Origin of the sequence: Caulobacter ginsengisoli (assembly GCF_030814835.1) — a bacterium.
GTDB classification, from domain to species: domain Bacteria; phylum Pseudomonadota; class Alphaproteobacteria; order Caulobacterales; family Caulobacteraceae; genus Caulobacter; species Caulobacter ginsengisoli.
In genome coordinates this window covers 124302-141999 of the sequence record NZ_JAUSVS010000001.1, presented here as the reverse complement: position 1 = coordinate 141999, position 17698 = coordinate 124302, and the positions used below count along the sequence as shown (strand labels likewise).

The 17698-nt window shown below is 68.9% G+C and carries 20 protein-coding genes; 6 read left to right on the top strand and 14 right to left on the bottom strand.

Features of this window, described 5'->3' with window-relative positions; all coding sequences use genetic code 11:
• Positions 1–25: 25 nt before the first annotated feature.
• From QO010_RS00660 to QO010_RS00635, 6 genes are all read right to left on the bottom strand, one after another.
• Positions 26–427 (bottom strand): hypothetical protein, encoded by a 402-nt coding sequence (locus tag QO010_RS00660; RefSeq protein WP_307344653.1) that lies wholly within the window; start codon positions 425–427, stop codon positions 26–28.
• Between the two features lie 168 nt (positions 428–595).
• Positions 596–1060 carry a hypothetical protein gene (locus QO010_RS00655; RefSeq protein WP_307344651.1) on the bottom strand — a complete coding sequence of 155 codons (465 nt, stop codon included), beginning with the start codon at positions 1058–1060 and terminating at the stop codon, positions 596–598.
• A gap of 177 nt (positions 1061–1237) precedes the next feature.
• Positions 1238–1681 carry a hypothetical protein gene (locus QO010_RS00650; protein WP_307344649.1) on the bottom strand — a complete coding sequence of 148 codons (444 nt, stop codon included), beginning with the start codon at positions 1679–1681 and terminating at the stop codon, positions 1238–1240.
• A 186-nt stretch (positions 1682–1867) separates the two neighbouring features.
• Positions 1868–2182 (bottom strand): flagellar hook-basal body complex protein FliE, encoded by a 315-nt coding sequence (gene fliE, locus QO010_RS00645; RefSeq protein ID WP_307344647.1) that lies wholly within the window; start codon positions 2180–2182, stop codon positions 1868–1870.
• A gap of 8 nt (positions 2183–2190) precedes the next feature.
• Positions 2191–2610, bottom strand: a complete 420-nt coding sequence (flgC, locus tag QO010_RS00640; RefSeq protein ID WP_307344645.1) for a flagellar basal body rod protein FlgC — start codon at positions 2608–2610, stop codon at positions 2191–2193.
• A 13-nt stretch (positions 2611–2623) separates the two neighbouring features.
• On the bottom strand, positions 2624–3103 hold the full coding sequence (locus QO010_RS00635; protein WP_307344643.1) for a flagellar biosynthesis protein FlgB: 480 nt from the start codon (positions 3101–3103) through the stop codon (positions 2624–2626).
• 64 nt (positions 3104–3167) lie between these two features.
• Here QO010_RS00635 and QO010_RS00630 point away from each other — a divergent pair, with 64 nt between their 5' ends.
• Together QO010_RS00630 and fliP are read left to right on the top strand one after the other, a co-directional pair.
• Positions 3168–3482, top strand: a complete 315-nt coding sequence (locus QO010_RS00630) for a flagellar biosynthetic protein FliO (protein ID WP_307344641.1) — start codon at positions 3168–3170, stop codon at positions 3480–3482.
• Positions 3483–3550: 68 nt separating this feature from the next.
• Complete coding sequence (gene fliP, locus QO010_RS00625; RefSeq protein WP_370873716.1) at positions 3551–4288, top strand: flagellar type III secretion system pore protein FliP; 738 nt, start codon at positions 3551–3553, stop codon at positions 4286–4288.
• 3 nt (positions 4289–4291) lie between these two features.
• Here the strand turns inward: fliP and QO010_RS00620 are convergent, their stop codons facing one another.
• A complete protein-coding gene (locus QO010_RS00620) occupies positions 4292–4867 on the bottom strand; it encodes a hypothetical protein (protein WP_307344640.1) in 576 nt (191 codons plus the stop codon).
• A gap of 115 nt (positions 4868–4982) precedes the next feature.
• Here QO010_RS00620 and QO010_RS00615 point away from each other — a divergent pair, with 115 nt between their 5' ends.
• Positions 4983–6971 (top strand): beta-propeller domain-containing protein, encoded by a 1989-nt coding sequence (locus QO010_RS00615; protein ID WP_307344638.1) that lies wholly within the window; start codon positions 4983–4985, stop codon positions 6969–6971.
• Positions 6972–6974: 3 nt separating this feature from the next.
• Here the strand turns inward: QO010_RS00615 and QO010_RS00610 are convergent, their stop codons facing one another.
• From QO010_RS00610 to QO010_RS00580, 7 genes are read right to left on the bottom strand one after another with little or no spacing between them, the layout of a single operon-like run.
• Positions 6975–8369: a DUF6438 domain-containing protein gene (locus QO010_RS00610; protein WP_307344636.1), complete on the bottom strand. Its 1395-nt coding sequence runs from the start codon at positions 8367–8369 to the stop codon at positions 6975–6977.
• 48 nt (positions 8370–8417) lie between these two features.
• Positions 8418–9002 (bottom strand): hypothetical protein, encoded by a 585-nt coding sequence (locus QO010_RS00605; RefSeq protein WP_307344634.1) that lies wholly within the window; start codon positions 9000–9002, stop codon positions 8418–8420.
• A 40-nt stretch (positions 9003–9042) separates the two neighbouring features.
• Positions 9043–11958, bottom strand: a complete 2916-nt coding sequence (locus tag QO010_RS00600) for a tetratricopeptide repeat protein (RefSeq protein WP_307344632.1) — start codon at positions 11956–11958, stop codon at positions 9043–9045.
• A gap of 4 nt (positions 11959–11962) precedes the next feature.
• The gene (locus QO010_RS00595) at positions 11963–12988 is read right to left on the bottom strand and encodes a MotE family protein (RefSeq protein WP_307344630.1); all 1026 of its coding nucleotides are present in this window, start codon (positions 12986–12988) and stop codon (positions 11963–11965) included.
• Complete coding sequence (locus QO010_RS00590) at positions 12985–13479, bottom strand: DUF6468 domain-containing protein (protein WP_307344628.1); 495 nt, start codon at positions 13477–13479, stop codon at positions 12985–12987. Before QO010_RS00590 ends, QO010_RS00595 begins: the two co-directional genes overlap by 4 nt.
• Complete coding sequence (gene fliM, locus QO010_RS00585; RefSeq protein ID WP_307344626.1) at positions 13476–14567, bottom strand: flagellar motor switch protein FliM; 1092 nt, start codon at positions 14565–14567, stop codon at positions 13476–13478. Before fliM ends, QO010_RS00590 begins: the two co-directional genes overlap by 4 nt.
• A gap of 32 nt (positions 14568–14599) precedes the next feature.
• Positions 14600–15190: a flagellar basal body-associated FliL family protein gene (locus QO010_RS00580; protein ID WP_307344623.1), complete on the bottom strand. Its 591-nt coding sequence runs from the start codon at positions 15188–15190 to the stop codon at positions 14600–14602.
• Positions 15191–15417: 227 nt separating this feature from the next.
• On the opposite strand from QO010_RS00580, the gene flgF reads away from it, so the two are divergent.
• The 3 genes from flgF to flgA are packed head-to-tail and all read left to right on the top strand — an operon-like array spanning position 15418 to position 17697.
• A complete protein-coding gene (gene flgF / locus QO010_RS00575) occupies positions 15418–16152 on the top strand; it encodes a flagellar basal-body rod protein FlgF (protein ID WP_307344621.1) in 735 nt (244 codons plus the stop codon).
• Positions 16153–16166: 14 nt separating this feature from the next.
• Complete coding sequence (flgG, locus tag QO010_RS00570; protein ID WP_307344619.1) at positions 16167–16955, top strand: flagellar basal-body rod protein FlgG; 789 nt, start codon at positions 16167–16169, stop codon at positions 16953–16955.
• Between the two features lie 4 nt (positions 16956–16959).
• A complete protein-coding gene (flgA, locus tag QO010_RS00565; RefSeq protein WP_307344618.1) occupies positions 16960–17697 on the top strand; it encodes a flagellar basal body P-ring formation chaperone FlgA in 738 nt (245 codons plus the stop codon).
• The last annotated feature ends 1 nt before the right edge of the window (position 17698 follow it).

The window sequence follows — 17698 nt, the reverse complement described above, 5'->3', positions numbered from 1 at the left end:
CTTTCCACCATTCTGTCGCTGAGCCTTACCAGCCCCGGCGCGGCCCGCCGCGGCGGTCGCCGTCGCGCAGGCTGTTGCGCAGCATCTGCTCGACGAAGTCCAGCCTGCGGTCCAGGACGCGGGCTTCCTGCACGCTCATGAAGTTGTTGCTGCGCAGATACTGCCGCTCCAGCATGGCGATGTCGTTCATCCGGTAGCGCAGGTCGCGGACCTCGCGACGGGTCAGGGTCCTGCGCCGGGCGCCCATGTCGATACGGCGGCCGATTTCCATGCGGCGGGCGTCGATGGCGCGGCTGGCGTCGATGAAGGGCGGCGAGGAGACGGGCGGGCGCGGACGCGGGCCGGGACCCACGCTGGGGGCGGCGGTGGCGGGCATGGCGGCCAGGACGGCGGCGCCGGCGGCCAGGGTCAGCAGAATCTTCTTCATGGTCGTTACTCCTTCAGCTCGCCGTCCCAGTGGGGTGGGTTGGGGGGATCGGACGTTGACCCCGTTAGACACTGGCCAGCCTGACAGGCTGCTGAGGTCGCCGTTATGTTCGGTTCATGAAAAAGGGCGGCCCGAAGACCGCCCTTTCTCTTGTTCGGATCGCTGGGACTAGTAGCCCCGGCGCGGACCGCCACGGCGATCGCCGTCGCGCAGGTCGCGGCGCAGCAGCTGCTCGACGAAGTCCAGCTTGCGGCTGAGCACGGCGGCCTCCTGGCGGCTCAGCGAACCGCCGCGGAAGCGGTACTGGCGCTCCAGGTTGGAGACCTCGTTGAGGCGGAAGCGCAGGTCGCGGACTTCCATGCGGTTCAGCGAACCCCGACGAACGCCCATATCGATCTGGCGTTGGATCTGGGCCTGACGGGCGTTGATCGCCTGGCCTTGGCCCCAGCCGCCCCGGTCACCGCGCTCGCCACGATAGTCGCCACGGTCATCACCGCGGTTGTCGTTGCCGCGGTCATAGTTGGGGGCGGGGGTCGGGCGCTGCGGATAGCCGCCGCCGTAGGATTGCGCGGCGGCGGGCATGGCGGCCAGGACGGCGGCGCTGGCGGCGATGGTCAGCAGAAACTTGTTCATGGTCTAACTCCTTACAGGTCCTTCCCGGTGGGGTCAGACGATGACTGCACTAAACACCCCGGCGGATGAAACGATCCTGAGGCGCTCGTTATCTTGGGTTCATCTGGCGAATAACCGGGCGCTCGAAGAAAAGGGCGGCCCGAAGACCGCCCTCTCCTTCAGTTTTCCGGGACTGATTTACCAGCCACGGTCGGGATAGCCGTCCCGGTTCCAGTCGTTGTCCGGATAGCCATCGTTGTTGCGGTCATAGCCGTCGTGCCAGCGGCCGTAGCGGTCGCGCCAGCCGTCGCCACGCCGCTGGTCGTCGCGCATGTTGACCCGCAGCAGATAGGCGATGTTGTCCAGCTTGCGGTTCAGGACGGCGATCTCCTGATAGCTGGCATAGCCGCCGCTGCGGACGTAGTAGCGTTCCAGCCGGTCGACCTCGGCCAGCTTGATGCGCAGGTCGCGCACCTCATAGCCGGTCAGGGCCCCGCGCTGGGCGCCATAGCGAATCTGCTGATTGAGCTGGGCTTCGCGATAGTTCACCTGGCGCAGCGAGGGCGCAAAGCTCTGGGCGGCGGCCGGCATGGCGGCGGCGAGAGCGGCGGTGGCGGCAAGACCAAGGATGATTTTCTTCATGGTGCTTCTCCTTTCAGGGTCGCGACCCTTTGAGGGGTTGCGATGATTGGAAATAAACACCAGCGAGCCTGAAACGATCCCGAGCCGCGCCGTTATCTTGGGTTCATGTTGCTGAACGTCATCAGCAACCGGAGCGGTAGCGTGCGTCGACGTCTGTTCGGCTGCCTATGGAAAGCTAGCGTATAGCTAGATAGGCATCCGCATGATCTCTTGATAGGCCGAGATCACCTGATCTCTCACGGCCATCACGGTTTCGAGACTGGCCTCGGCGGAGGAGATCGAGGTCACTACATCGATCAGGTCGGCCTTGCCGGCCACCTGCTTGGCGATCTGGCTTTCGGCGGTCTTGGAGGACTGCACCGCGTCGGTCATGGCCGATTTGACCAGGTCGCCGAAGTCCGGCCCGGTCTTGGCCGCGCCGCCCATGGTGTCGGTGATGCCGCCCATGGCCTGGCCCTGCAGGGCGGAATAGGCCTTGGCGGCGGCGAAGGGGGTGATCATCTAGCGGCCTACTTGCGCAGCAGATCGAGGGTGCGCGCTTCCATGGCGCGCGCCGTCTCGATGACGTTGAGGTTGGCCTCGTAGGCCCGCTGGGCCTCCTTCATGTCCAGCGCCTCGATCAGCGGATCGACATTGGGCAGCTTCACATAGCCCTTGGCGTCGGCCGAAGGATTGCCGGGATCGTAGGTCGACTTGAAGTCCGCCGTGTCCGGCGCGACCCGGGTCATCTTGACCCCCTGGCCGCCATTGACCGCCTTGGCCTCGAAGATCGGGATCTGCCGGCGATAGGGATCGCCGCCGGGCGTGCGGGCGGTGGAATTGGCGTTGGCCAGGTTCTCGGCGATGATCCGCATCCGCGCCTGCTGGGCGCGCAGCCCCGAGGCGGCGACCGACATGGCGGTATCGGCGGGCCCTTTGATCGAACTCATAGCCTACTCTTTCCTAGCCGCCGGGCCGCCGCGCGGCCATGCGCAGCAGTCCGAGTGACTTCTGATAGAAACCGATCGCCGCGTCGTACTGAGTGCGGGCGTCGCTCATCTTGATCATCTGGTCTTCGAGATTGACGGAATTGCCGTCGAGCGTGGTCTCGGAATCGTCGGCGGTCTTCGACTTGAAGGTCGTGCCGGGCTTCAATGGCGCAAAGCCCGGCATTTGGCCGGGCTCGGTTTGTTGCAGGACCAGGGCTCCGCCCGTGAGAGGCGGGGCCTGTCCCATGCCGTCCTGCGTCTGGCCGCCCCACGTCCGCCCCCCCTGCGTCTGACCATCGAGCGCGGCCTTGAAGGAGAAGGGCTTGAGGTCGACAGGCCGGTAGTTGGGCGTGTCGGCGTTGGCGACATTCTGGCCGATGACCCGCTGACGCTCGCCCAGATAGCCCAGGCGCTGGCGCAGCATCGCAAAGAGCGGGATTTCGCCTATGTCCATGGTCTGCATTCGTGAACGAACAGGGTTAATCGCGACTTAAGGTTTGCCGGGCACAGCATGTGCGATGGATTTCGTGCTGCTCCTGCGGGCTGTCTTCGCCCTGGCCGTGACGCTGGGCCTGATCGGCCTGGCCGCCGTGGTGATGCGCAAATACGGCCCCGAGACCATCGCCCGGATGTCGATGCTCAAGCGCGAGCGTCGCCTGACCCTGATCGAGAGCCTGCCGCTGGATCCCGCCCGTCGGCTGGTGCTGGTCAGCCTGGACGGCCGCGAGCGGCTGATCCTGCTGGGCGAAGGCCAATTACTCATCGACACCGCGTTGCAAGAAACAGGCCGGACAAAACGTCCGGCGCGAAAGACCGTGGAGCCCGCCGCATGATGCGCGCTGTCGCCAAGCTCTGGGCAAAGGTCACCGGCCTGCCTCCCGCCGAAGCCCGGCGAGCGGCGATGCTGGCCCTGGTCTGCACCCTGGCCAGCCTGATCTGGCCGGCCGCCGCCGCGGCCCAGGCGGTGAACATCGACCTGGGCACCGGGGCCGGGCTGACCGACCGGGTCGTGCAGCTGATCGGGCTGATGACGGTGCTCAGCCTGGCGCCCTCGATCGTCATCATGACCACCAGCTTCGTGCGCATCGTGGTGGTGCTGTCGCTGCTGCGCACGGCTCTGGGCCTGCAGCAGAGCCCGCCCAACGCGGTGATCATCAGCCTGTCGCTGTTCCTCACCGCCATCGTCATGGGCCCGACCTTCCAGCAGAGCTACGACCAGGGGGTCAAGCCGCTGCTCAACCACACTATGGAGCTGCCGGCGGCCTTCAACGCGGCCGGCGGTCCGGTGAAGACCTTCATGCTCAAACAGGTGGATCGCGACGACCTGGCCCTGTTCATCCGCCTCTCCAAGACCCCCAAGACCACCAACCTGCAGACCCTGCCCCTCCAGGTGGTCACCCCGGCCTTCATGATCTCGGAACTGAAGCGCGCCTTCGAAATCGGCTTTTTGCTCTTCGTCCCCTTCCTGGTCATCGACCTGGTGGTGGCCAGCGTCCTGATGAGCATGGGGATGATGATGCTGCCCCCGGTCGTGGTCAGCCTGCCGTTCAAGCTGATCTTCTTCGTCCTCGTGGACGGCTGGCGGCTGGTGGCGGGGAGCCTGGTGGAGAGTTTCCACCGCGGGGCGCCAAGCGGCTAGGCCTCACTCAGGCGGCCGTAGTTCGAACAGGATGTCCGTCACCTTCGAGACCGGCGGATCGCCGCCACATTGCCGGTAGCCGGTCCAACGGGCCGTGGGGGTGCGGATATCGATCACGGCGGCGCCGCCATCCATGCAGCCAGGGCGGGTCTCGTAGGTTGACTGCCTGAACAGGGCCGGATCGGCCAGCAGTGCGTCGAGACGTTGGCCATCCGCTGGCGGCACGGCGATGACGCGCAGCCGCGCCGGCGTGGCTTTGTCGGAATCCGTGGCGAATTTGCCGTCCACCCACTCCAGCCGCCAGCCGGCGGAAGTCCGGGCCGCGACCAGGCTTTCCTGGCTGCGGTTCATGAACGAACCCTGCACGATGCGGATAACCGTGTCGCCGGCCGGCTCGGCGGGAAGGCCGACCTTGCCGCGCAGGTCGGCGTCCAAGGCGTTGGCGCCCTGAATCTGGCGTTCCAGTTCCGCCTGGGTTTCGGCCGTCAGAGGCGGCGGCGGATCTTTGGGGCGCGGCCCGGCGGCGGGCTGGCAGGCGGCCAGCGACATCACAGCGGCGATCATCGCGATTGAGCGCATGCTGGCCCCTCCAGGAAGGAGCCATTGGTATCGCCGCTCCGCCCTTCTGTCACCGCCGCCCGATTGACAGCGCCTCGCACCGCGCGGATCGTCGGTTGAAATCAGGGGAAGCGCCATGGCGGCTACCGGACGGCGGACAATAAGGCGGGTCCTGATCGGCGCGATGCTCGGCCTGTTCGTCACGGTCGCCGGCCTGTCGCAGGACTTCAGCGCCTCGGCTGCGACGCCGTCGGGCGGCCTGATCGCCTTCGCCTCGGACGCAGAGTTTCGACAGTTCCTGATCAAGCGCCGCAAGGCCGACGAGGCGCGCTATTCCAACGTCGAGTCGGCGCCGGCCGACCTCGTCGTAACGGCCGCCGTGGCCCCGCCTCCGCCACCGGCGGTGATGCCGTCCGCCGCGGCGGCGCCGGCCGCCGACGCGCCGGCCCTCGCCAGCAAGGTCGCCGCGCCGGGCATCACCAACAACCAGGAGGCCAATGTCGACGAGGGCGACATCGTCAAGACGCATGGCGATCACCTGGTCATCCTGCGGCGCGGCCGGCTGTTCACGGTCTCGGTGGCCAGAGGGACCATGACGCCGGTCGCGGCGATCAACGCCTATCCGCCGGGCGTCGACGGCCGGGGCAGCTGGTATGATGAGATGCTGGTCAGCGACGATCTGGTCGTGGTGATCGGCTACAGCTATGCGCGGAGCGGGACCGAGATCAACCGGTTCAGGATCGACGACGCCGGCGGCCTGACCTTCCTTGACGCGTACCAGCTCAAGTCCAACGACTATTACAGCGACCGCAACTACGCCTCGCGGCTGATCGGCCGCAAACTGGTCTTCTACACGCCCCTGTGGCTGGGCTGGAGCAAGGACCCGATGGAGGTCATGCCGGCCCTGCGCCGCTGGTCGGGCCAGACGGGAAACAGCGGCTTCAAGCGCATCGCCGGTGGGCGGCAGATCTACATCCCGCGCGACCTTCGCGACGACACGAGCGCCCAGATCGAGGTCCTGCACAGCGTCACTACCTGCGACGTCACCACCCCGGTGATGGACTGCAAGGCCATCGGCGTCCTGGGCTCATCCTCGCGGAACTTCTATGTCTCCGGCTCGGCCATCTATCTGTGGACCATCGAGCAGAGCTACTACTACCGGCGGAGCGGCGGCCCGCCCAGTTCGCGCCTCTACCGCCTGCCCCTGGACGGCGGCCGGCCGTCGGCCGTGAAGGCGCGGGGAGCGCCGGTCGATCAGTTCTCGTTCCGCGAGGACGCCGCCGAGGGCGTGCTGAACGTCCTGGTCCGCAGCGAGGGCTATGGCGACGCCATGTGGCGGCCCGAGTTCAGCAACGGGACCGTAGCGCTGCTGCGCCTGCCGATCAGCGCCTTCGGCGATGGCCGCTACGAGGCGCGGCGTGAACGCTACCGCCTGCTGCCTAAGCCCAAGGGCAACGCCTGGGCCTTCCAGAACCGCTTCGCCGGCGACTACCTGCTCTATGGCCTGGGACGCGGCTGGGGTTCGCCGCAGGCCGGCGACTCGACCCTGACCGTCGTCCCGGTGCGCGGCGGCCCGGTCACCCAGCTGGCCCTGGGCCAGAGCATCGACCGCCTCGACCTCCTGGGCGGCGACGCCATCGTCATCGGCGGCGAGAAGGGCGGGGTGGTGTTCACCACCATCGAACTGCCTCGGGGGGCGGCCCCACGCGTCGGTGATCGCTACGTGCGGGCCGAGGCCAGCGAGGCCGAGAGCCGCAGTCACGCCTTCTTCTACCGCGCCGATGACGACTCGCCCGACGGCGCCTCGGGCATCATGGGCCTGCCGGTCGCCCGCCCGGCCCGGCCGGTCTATCGCCAGCTGTTCGAAAACTCGACGGCCATGGTCTTCGTCCGCCGCCAGGACCGCAGGCTGTCGGGCCTGGGCGAACTGGCCGCCGGTGACACCGACATAAGGGACGATAGTTGCGTCGCCTCCTGCGTCGACTGGTACGGCAACGCCCGGCCGATCTTCTGGAAGGGCCGGGTGTTCGCCCTGATGGGCTATGAGCTGGTCGAGGGCCGGGTGGCGGGCGGCCGGGTCAGCGAGGTCGGGCGGGTGAGCTATGCGCCGCGGGCGAAATCCTAGCCGTTAGCGAATGCCCTTGGCCTTCAACAGGGCCAGGGCCTGTTTCCATCGATGGTAGCGGGCGCGCTTGAGGACCGTCTCCCCGAACTTGTCGGCCGCCCTGGGGTCGGCCCCCGCCTGCAGGAGCTGCAGGGCCACGCCATCGTCGTCGATGACCAGAAGCGGCGTTCGGTCCAGATTGTCCCGGGCGTCCACCTCGGCGCCGGCTTCGATGAGCAGCCGCGCAATCTCGGCGTTCCAGGTCTTGTGGAGGGGCGCGCTGCCTTCATTGTCGCGCGCGTTGACGTTCGCGCCGGCCGCTATGAGCAACCGGACAACCTCCGGATAGTCAGCCCGGTGAAGCGCGGTGCCGCCATCCTCGTCGTGAGCGTTGACGTCGGCGCCGGCGTCCAGCAGCAGCTTTACCGCCGTCGCCTGATCCTGACCCCGAGTTCCCGCCCCGGAGCTGCGTGACCAATAGGGATCAACGACCTCCACCAGCGCCGTGCCCCGCGCGCTCCTTGCATTGACATCGGGACCGACGCTCAAAGCCAGCTTGAGCACCTCCAGGTCGCCTGAATCCGCCGCGGCGAGCAGGATGCGCTCCTTCATGTCGGCCGGGGCGCCCGGCCCCACGGCGCCTGCCTCGATCAGAGCCTTGAGGAGGACCGCGTTACCACTGTCGGCCGCCACCAGAGGCGCATCTCCCCAGGCGGGCGCCCCCCTCGCCAGCAAGGCCAGCGCCAGGGCGTCATTGTGGCGCAGAACCGCCCCAGCCAGCAGTTTCCCGCCTGCTGGTGAGCGGAAATCGAAACCGGCCGCCTCCAGCAGCGGCAAGGTGCGGTCGTTGCCGTTGATCCAGGGCGCGGCCCCCAGAGCGTCGATCTCGGCCTCGATCTGCGATACCGCGCGCGGCATGCCGACGATGCGACCTCTGTAGTCCTTCACGGTCTTGGCGCGACCGCCGATCGACACCGTCAGCATATAGGTCGGCCCGTCCGTGACGTTGGCGACATACTCGTCGGGCAGCGACCAGAAGTCGGCCTCGCGCAGGTGATCCAGCAGACAGGCGAAGGCCGACGGGTCCAGGGGCATGACGCGCTCGCCGATCAGCAGGACGTCGCGCTCGCCTTCGAAGCGGGCGGTGCCATCGCCCCTCAGTTCGACACGATAGGTTGGACAGCGGCCGTAGCAGGCTGAGCGCTCAAGGCTAACGACCGTTTCCTCCAGTCGGCCTTCGGGCATCGGCGCGGAGGGGCGGGCTGGCGCGGGCGCCCGGGACGGACCAAGGACGACCGAACCGAACTGGCCCGTAGCGGCGCCGGTATCGAAACTGGCCAGGGTCGGGCAAGCCGCCGCCGCCACGGTGGCGAGCCAGACGATCTGCGAGGCGAAGAGTCCGACAAGGAGGCGATGCATGCCCTGACGATAGGCCGGCCTGCGTCCCGGCGTCGAGCGCGCCCAGAACTAGCCGACCAATCGGAAGAGGATTTCGGCCAGGGCGCCGGCCTGACCCTCCAGGCCTTTGAACTGCATACCGTTCCATCGCCCCGCGGGCGTCCGCACCTCGACATACACGACCTCGCCGTCGTAGGCGCCGGGGTGGGTGATGTCGACGGGCTGGGCGTAGAAGTCCCGCTCGGCCAGCAGGGCGTCGATCCGCCGGCCATCGTCGTCCGGCACGGCCACGATGCGGGGCGCTTGGCTCGCGCATGCGAAGCACATTTCATCGACAGAGATAGCCTCCAGCCGCCACCCCGACGGCGAACGCACGGCCACCAGGCTGGTCGCGGTGGCGACGGCGACGCCGGCAGGCATTCGAGCGATGCGGATGACGCTGTCCCCCGGCGGATCGACGACCAGGCCTGCGTCCCCTCGTAACCGGCTGTGCAGCGCCAGGGAGTCCTCGATCACCCGCCGCCTGACCTCCAGCCGCTCGGCCGTCGGCGGCGGAGAGACGGCGGCGCCGGGTTGGGGCGGCTGAGCCGCCATGGAGTGCTGAACCGCCACCAGGGCAATCAAGGCGGCGAGGCTGACGGTGAAACGCTTCATCGCCAGACGGTAGGTCCCTCAGCAGCCGGTTGTCGAGGTCCTACCCCTTAGCCCCGCTGCTCATGGCGCCGACCGCCTGCTTGGTCGTCGCCGGCCCCACCGGCGCCGGCCGATCCCGGAACCGCTGCTTCATCTTCACCACCCAGCCGGTGAAGGTGGCGTCATCGGCGACGGCGCGGCTGAAGTCGTTGGCGTTGTAGGTTCCGGTCTGGACCTCGGTGAAGGCCACGCGCAGGGCGTCGGGGTTGCGGGCGCGCTGGAAGAAGCCCTGGTACTGGCCGCGCAGGCGGGTCAGCGAGGCGTCGTCGCCGGCCAGGCTGTAGGCCACCCCGGCCCGTAGGAGGCGGCCTTCCTCGTCGAGGGTCAGGGGGTTGGCGTCTTTCCAGCGCTCGCCCAGGCCCTTTTCGAACAGCTGGCCGGCCAGGGGCCAGGCGTGGCCCTTCCAGGCGATCTCGGCCTTTGCCTCCTGGGCCTCGGGCGAGCTGTCGGGTTCGAGGATTTCGGCGGCGGCGTCGAGGCGGCCCAGGCTCATCAGGGCCCGGGCGGTGATGATCCGGCGCTCGGCGTTGAGGGCGGTCGGCAGCAGGGTGGTGCGGCTGGCGTTGATGGCGTCCAGCGCCTTCTCGGGCTGGCGGTTCATCAGATAGACGGTGGCCAGGTCCGTGGAGACCTGGGCCTTGGGCACGCCATCCAGGCGGTTGTCGACCTGGTACTGCAAAAGCTCGGCGGCGCGGTCCAGCAGGTCGACGTCGATCAGTCGGCGCACCATCTTGCGCACCATCAGGTCGCCGTCGGCGCCGATGGGGGTCAGGTCACGGAAGTCGTCGAACAGGCCGAGCGCCTGGATCGGCTGCAACCCGTCGGCCAGGCCGTCGAGGAAGAGGCCGCGGAAGGCGGCGTTGAGGTCGGCCGACAGCTGGATGGCCTGGGGCGAGTCCGGCTGGCGCTGGCCGGCGGAGCGCAGGGCTTCCAGCGCCTCGCGGTAGCGGCCCTGTTGCAGGTAGAGCTGGCCCAGCAGGCGGATGGTCTCCAGCTCGGTGGCGTCGCCGCGCCAGCGGTAGCGCAGGCCGTCGAAGACGCTGGCCGCCTCGGTCGGCGAGATCTGGCCGGCGTCCAGCTTGATCTGGGTGGCGCGCAGCAGGGCGGGAGCCGCGACCTGCTGGCTGCCGGCCCGGCTGATCGCCTGATAGACGCCCAGCGCCCGGCCCTTGTCGCCCAGGGCCTCCATCAGCCGGGCCTGGATCAGCCGCGACTGCAGCTCTTCCAGCGGCGAGACCCGCTCGTTGAGGGCCTCGGAGATATGGGCGTTGGCGGTGGTCATGTCGCCCAGGGCCAGGGCGGCCTCGGCGTTGGCGCGAGCAAAGCGGACGCGCCAGACGGTCGGGAACTGGCTCAGCGCCTGGGTGCCGGCGTCGAACTTCTGGCGGGCGTCGGAATACTGGCCCAGGCGGTCGGCGATATAGCCGCGCCAGTTGGCGCTGGCCGGATCGTCGCCCAGCACGGGCGAGGCGAAATCGGCCTCGGCCTCCTTCAGGCGGCCGGCCATGACATTGGCGATGCCGCGCAGGCCGCGGAACTCGGCTTCGCCCTTGAGGGTCTCGCGCGCCTTGGCGGCGGCGTCGAGCACGCCGATGGCCTCGAAGGCCAGTTCGTTGCCGACCAGGAAGCGGGCCAGGGCCATGCGGGCCTCGGTGGATGGCGCCTGGCCGCCCTGCCCCTTGGCGTCCTCGGCGGCGGCGGCGGCCTCCAGGGCGTTGTAGCGGGCGATGAAGCCGCCCGAGCGGGTATGGGCCCAGTCCTCGCCGATCAGGCCGGGCATGGTGGCGGCCTTGGGGGCGCCGTCGCGGGCGGCCAGGCGCAGGCCGGTGGCGGAGCTGGGCGACAGAGCCAGACCCGTGGGCCGGCCGATATGGACCAGGTCGCCGTCGACGCTGATCACCACGTCGCTGGCATAGGTCTCGACCGCCAGGCCCTGGATGGTCGGCAGCAGGGCCAGGTCGACATATTCCCGGCGCGAGCCCAGGGCCTTGGCCGGCGCCAGGGCCGGCACCACACCGATGCGGTCGCCGACCGCGGGGTCGTCGACCCAGACCGGGATGCCGGCGCCGGCCAGCACGGCGCTGAGGCCAGCCTCGGCGCTTTCCTCGTCGCGGCTGACCGTGATGGCCCCCCCGCGCGCGCCCATCGGGCCGGGGCCCAGCAGCAGGGTCCAGCTGCCGCCCTCGCCGACGATGGCGACCGGGGTGGTGCGGGGCGAAACGATGCGGACGGCCGACCAGTTGGAGCCGCGCAGGGCCTGGATGGCGCTGTACTGGCCAACGCCCTTGGGGGCCTTGGAAATATCGAGCTTGGCGGAGGCGTCGAACACCACCCAGAGCGCCTCGCCGCGCCTGAATACGGCGGCGCCCAGCGGGTTCTTCCAGTCGAAATGCAGCTTGACCTGGCCGCCGACCACCTCGGGGCGCAGGGCGACGACGCCGCTGGCCGGCACGGGGTTGGGGCGCGGCGGCGGGGGCGGCGCTTCCGGCGGCGGCGGGGCCGGGGCCGGCGGCGGGGGGGCGGCCTTGGCGAAGACGTTGAGGAAGCTGGCGCCGTCGGCCGAGCCCAGCTTGAAATCGGCGTCGGGGCTGAGCGTCAGCCAAAGTTCCAGCCGGCCGCCGACGTGCCTGGCCTCCACCTTCTGGATGCGCGGCGGCGGGGCGATCTTCAGCTGGGCGATGTCGGGCCTGGCGTCGCGACTGAAGCGCAGCACCAGCTGATCGCCCTCGCGGCGGCTGGTGACGGTGGCCGGCGCGGCCCAGTGGAATTCCAGGCGCGAGAAGTCCTTGGCCTGGGCGACGCGCACGTCCAGCACCGGACGCGCGGCCGCCGCCGGCGCCGCCATGCCGGCGGGCGCGACGACGCTGGCGATACAGACCGCCGCGACCCCGGACCTGAGACTGGCGCGCAGGCTCATCGGACTATTTGGCCGGAATTAGCGGCGGCGGCTTGGTGGTGTCGCCGGCCGCGGCGGTGGTGGCGGGAGTCGGTTTGTCGGCGGGTTTCTCGGGCGCTTTGTAGGGCTGCGGGCCCGGCGAGACGGCGGCCGTGGTGGTTGGCTTGGCCGCCGGTTTGGGCTTGGGCTTGCGGACGACCGGCTTCTTGGCGGCGGGCGGCTTGGCCTTGGGCGCGGTCGTCGCGGCGGGCGCTTCGGTGGTCGGGACCGGCGCCTTGGCGGCCGGCGCGGCGGCGGGCGGCGGGATGAGGGCGGCCTTGGCGCCGGCCAGGGCAGGCGCGGCCGGTGCGGGGGTCGGCGGCGGCGCCGTGGCCATCTGGGCGATGGGGGTGGGGGCGACGGCGGCCTGACCGTCCTTGATCACCTGGGCGGCGGCGTAGCGGCGGGCCAGGTTCTCGGTCAGCTTCTTGGCGACGGGGCCATCCATCTTGGCGATGATGGCGGCCAGGATCCGCTCCTTCATGCCGGCGGCGATGGGAACCAGGACGGAATCGTCCAGCAGCGACATGCGCAGGGCGGCGTCCTTGGGCTTCATGTTCGAATAGACGGTGATCAGCCGCAGGTTCTCGGCCTTCTGCTGGGCGTCGGACTGCACCAGCAGGGCCTGGATGTCGGTCTTCAGCTGGGCCAGCGCCTTGACCCGCTCATCCAGCTTGCCGGCGGCGGCGGCCAGCAGCTGCTGGTTGGTCTCGATGGTCTGGGCCTGGGCGTCCAGCTCGCCCCGGCGCACGCCCAGGCTCTGCAGGATCTGCAGTTCGGCGGGCGACAGGCCCGCTTCCTTGGCCAGTTCGGCGGCGGTCGGGGCGCAGACCGGCGCGGGCTTGGCGCCGGTGACCGGCGGGACGGCCGGCGCCCCCGCGACGCCCTCGGCCCAGGCCTTGGCCCCGCTGAACATGTCGGGGATGGTCTTGGCGCCCGAGGCGACATTGATGGCCAGGACGCCGACGACGGCGACCCCGGCCAGGGGCAGGATGCGGGGCATGCGGCTCATCGACGGCCTCCCAGAATGGCGGTCAGTCTTGTGCCGGCGTCCGGCTCGAACAGGTCATCGTCGACCCGGGCGCGCGAGCGGGTCGGCTCGGCGGGGGTCGGACGGGCGGCGGAGGCGGCGGGGCGGCGCTCGAACAGCGGCTCGGGACGTAGTTCCGGACGCAGGTCGGCGCGGGGCTCGGCTCGCTTAACGGGCGCGGCTTCGGTCTCGGGCGTGGCGTGGAAGGCGGCGTCCAGCCGGCCGGCCAGGCGGCGGGCGGTCTCGATCCGCTCGCGCAGGACTTCGGAAGCCTCCTCGGTGGCGCCCCGCAGGTCGGCCAGGCCCTGCTCGGCCCGGGCGGCGGCCGTGTCGAGATCGGCGACGGCCTTGGCGAAGCTCTCATGGCTGGCCTTCAGCGCCTTGAGCCGGCGATCCAGCCGCCAGCCGAAGGCGAGCGCCGCCAGCAGCAGCACGGTCAGCAGTCCATTCATGACGAGGACGGGAAGGGTCATCTGAGCCTCTGCACAGCCTTCTTCGCGGCTTGGCTCAGGGGAGCGTCGCAGCGGACGGCGATGTTGTGGTTGCGGCGGCCCATGCGGCCGCGGGTCAGGGGGATCGAGCCGGCGCGCAGTTCGACCTGGCTGTCGGGGGTGGCGTTGAGGATCAGGGTGTCGCCGACCTTCAGGTCGATGACCCGCGAGAGCGGCACCTGCTGTTCGTCCAGCACGGCGCGGACTTCCATCTGGGTGGTCCACAGCTCGGTGGCCAGGTGGCTTTCCCAGATGTTGTCGCGGCCGAACTTCTCGCCCATGAACTGCTGCAGCAGCATCTTGCGGATGGGTTCGAGCGTCGCGTAGGGCAGCAGCAGTTCGATGCGCCCGCCCCGGTCTTCCATGTCGATGCGCAGCTTGACCAGGATGGCCGCATTGGCCGGCCGGGCGATGGCGGCGAAGCGCGGGTTGGTCTCCAGCCGGTCGAGGGTGAAGTTGACCGGGGTCAGGGGCTCGAAGGCCTGCTTGGCGTCGGCCAGCACGACCTCGACCATCCGCTGGACCAGCACCCGCTCGATGGTGGTGTAGGGCCGGCCCTCGATGCGCATGGCGGCGGTGCCGCGGCGCCCGCCCAGCAGCACGTCGACGATCGAATAGATCAGGTTGGAGTCGACCGTCAGCAGGCCGTAATTGTCCAGCTCCTCAGCCCGGAACACCGACAGGATGGCCGGCAGCGGGATGGAGTTGAGGTAGTCGCCGAACCGGATCGAGGAGATGTTGTCGAGGCTGACCTCGACGTTGTCGCTGGTGAAGTTCCGCAAGGAGGTGGTCATCAACCGCACCAGGCGGTCGAAGACGATCTCCAGCATCGGCAGGCGCTCGTAGCTGACGAGCGCGGAGTTGATGATGGCGCGAATGCCGGTGGAATCGCCGTCGCCGTCGTCCGACAGGTCGAAGCCCAGCAGGCTGTCGATTTCATCCTGGTTGAGGATGCGCTCGGCGCCCAGCATGCCGTCGCCGCCGTCGTCGAGACCCCAGGCGTCGGCATTGTCCGGGTTCTCGGAGGCCCACTGGGCCATCGCGGCCTGATCTTCGGTCTCGTCTGCCATGCAAAAAGCCCCACTACGACCCTAACGGGGCCCTAGTGGATCAGCATCTCCTCGATGAGGACGGAATTGATCTTGGCGGGGGCGATGACCAGGTTGACCCGCCGCTGGATCTCCATGCGCAGCTGGTAGCCGCCCTGGCTGCCGTTCAGGTCCTCGGGCCGAAGTTCGCGGAGGAAGCCCTGGAACATGTCCTGGATGCGCGGGCCGTTCTCGTTCAGCACCTCAACCTGGGCGTCGTCGGGCAGCTCCAGGGTCAGCTTCAGCTTCATCACCGTGGGCCGGCCGTCCGAGGACTGCATGTTCACCGTCAGGGCGGGCATCGAGTAGTAGACCACCCCGTCCGGGCCATCGGAGACCTGGGCGGCGTTGGGGTCGGGCTTGCCGCCCTCCTTCTTTTCGGCCTTCTTCTTTTTCGGCTTCTCGTTCTTGGCGACCTGTTCGCTTCCCGGCTTGGGCTTGAGCAGGAACATCGCCGCCGTGCCGCCGCCGCCCAGCACCAGCACGGCCGCCACCGCGCCGATGATGATCAGCTTCAGCGGCAGCTTCTTCTTGGCCGGCACATCGCCTTCGGCGCCCTCCTCGAGGGGGGCCTCCTCGGCTTCCTTGACCTTGTCCTTGGCCACGCGCGCGATTCCTTAGATTCTATGTCCCCTCCTCACTGAGCCGCATTGGTTAAGGACCGGTTTTTCTGAGGGGTGAAGCCGCTGCAATTCTCACCCGGCAAACTCCGCCGGGAGGTCGGCGTTAACCAAGGTTTTTACTGATTTCATTGAGCTTTTGGGTTGGCCCGAAGGTTGCAGGGGAATGGGTGCGCGATTTGGCGCAGGTCTTAGGCTGAAGGGAGGTCGAAATGGACAATGCGATGTATGTCGTGCTGTCGCGTCAGATGACCCTGCGGCGCGAACTGGACGTGGTGGCCAACAACCTGGCCAACGCCGACACCACCGGCTTCAAGGTCGAGGCCCTGCAGGTCAGGACCGACACCCAGGCCCCGGCCCGCATGGCCGACGGCCCCAAGACGCTGAAGTTCGTGCTGGATGACGAGGTCGTCCGCGACTTCACCCAGGGCTCGATGCAGCAGACCGGCGGCACGTTCGACCTGGGGATCGACGGCCGCGGCTTCTTCAAGATCCAGACGGCCGATGGCGAGCGCTACACCCGCGACGGCCGCTTCACCCTCTCGCCCGAAGGCAAGCTGACCACCCAGGATGGCGATCCGGTCATGGGCGATGGCGGCGAGATCGTGCTGGACCCGGCCCAGGGCCCGGTGAACATCGCCCCGGACGGCTCGATCAGCCAGGGGCCCCAGAGGGTGGGCAAGGTCGCGGTCGTCGACTTTTCCGACCTCTCCGTCCTGCGCAAGGACGGCGACAACCTGTTCCGCAATGTCTCCAACCTGCAGCCCACCACCGCCACCGCCGCTCAGGTGCGGCAGGGCATGCTGGAGGGCAGCAACGTCAACTCGATCCTGCAGGTCACCCGGCTGATCGAAATCTCGCGCAGCTACGAGAGCATGGCGAAATCCATAGACAACACATCCGACCTCTCCCGCCGCGCTGTCGAGCGGCTGGGGCGGGTCGCGTAAGGGAGTAGTATCGCATGCAGGCGCTTCGCACCGCTGCCACCGGCATGGCTGCCCAGCAGCTGAACGTCGAGGTCATCTCGAACAACATCGCCAACATGAACACCGTCGGCTTCAAGCGCCAACGGGCCGAGTTCCAGGACCTGCTCTACCAGACCCTGGAACGGGCCGGCGCCCAGTCGTCGGACCAGGGGACGGTGGTGCCGACCGGCGTGCAGATCGGCGGCGGCGTCAAGGCCGGCAGCACCTATCGCATCACCTCGCAGGGGGCCATGACCCAGACCGGCAACCGCTACGACCTGGCCATCGAGGGGCGCGGCTACCTGCAGGTGCTGATGCCCTCGGGCGAGACCAGCTACACCCGCGCCGGCAACCTGTCGGTCAACGACCAGGGCCAGCTGGTCACCGAGGACGGCTATCTGATCCAGCCGGCCGTCACCATTCCCAGCGACGCCACCGACGTGAGCATTTCCAAGACCGGCCAGGTGCAGGTGACCACCTCCGGCTCGCCGACGCCGGCCGTCGCGGGGCAGATCGAACTGGCCAACTTCATCAACGAAGCCGGCCTGGAAGCCATCGGCGACAACCTGTTCATGGAAAGCGGCGCCTCGGGCCCGGCCATCACCGGCAATCCCGGCTCGACCGGGTTCGGCAACCTGCTGCAGGGCTATACCGAAGCCTCCAACGTCGATGCGGTCAGCGAAATCACCGCCCTGATCATCGCCCAGCGGGCCTACGAGATGAATTCCAAGGTCATCACCACGGCCGACGACATGCTGCAGGCCGCCTCGGCGCTGAAGTCATAAGCTGATGCGCCGCTTCCTCGCCGTCCTGGCCCTGCTCGCCGTCGCCACCCCTGCCCTCGCGGGCACGGTTACCCTGAAACCCGACATCGCCGACGCCGACGGCAAGGTCACGCTGGGCGACCTGTTCGACGGGGCCGGCGGCGCTGCCGGCGTCGTGGTCGCCACCCGCCAGGGCCCCAGCGTGGTGCTGGACGCCGCCCTCGTGCAGGCCTTCGCCGCCCGCTCTGGCCTTTCCTGGGCTAACCCGCAGGGCCTGCGCCGCATCGTGGTGCGGGCCGGCGACGCCGGGGGTTCCGCCCCCGTCGCTTCCCGGGGCAATGTCGAGGTGCTGGTCTATGCCCGCAGCCTGTCGGCCGGCGAGATCGTCCAGCCCACCGACCTGATCTGGGCCAAGGCGGCGGCGGCTCCGGCCGACGCCCCCCGCGACTCCGACGTCGTCATCGGCATGGCGGCCAAGCGGCCGCTGCGCGAGGGCGCGGTCGTCTCGCTGCGCGATGTCTCGGCCCCGCAGGTCATCAAGATCGGCGACACCGTCAATGTCACCTGGAGCGACGGGGGCATGACCCTCAAGCTGCAGGCCAAGGCTCTGGGCGCCGCCGCCGTGGGCGACGCCTTCAATGTCATCAATCCCGCTTCGAAGAAGGTCATCGAAGCGGTCGCATCCGGTCCCGGCGAAGCCGTGGTCGGTCCCGAGGCGCAGCGGCTGAAGGCCGCCCGCTCCTCCCAGATTGCGTTACGCTAGG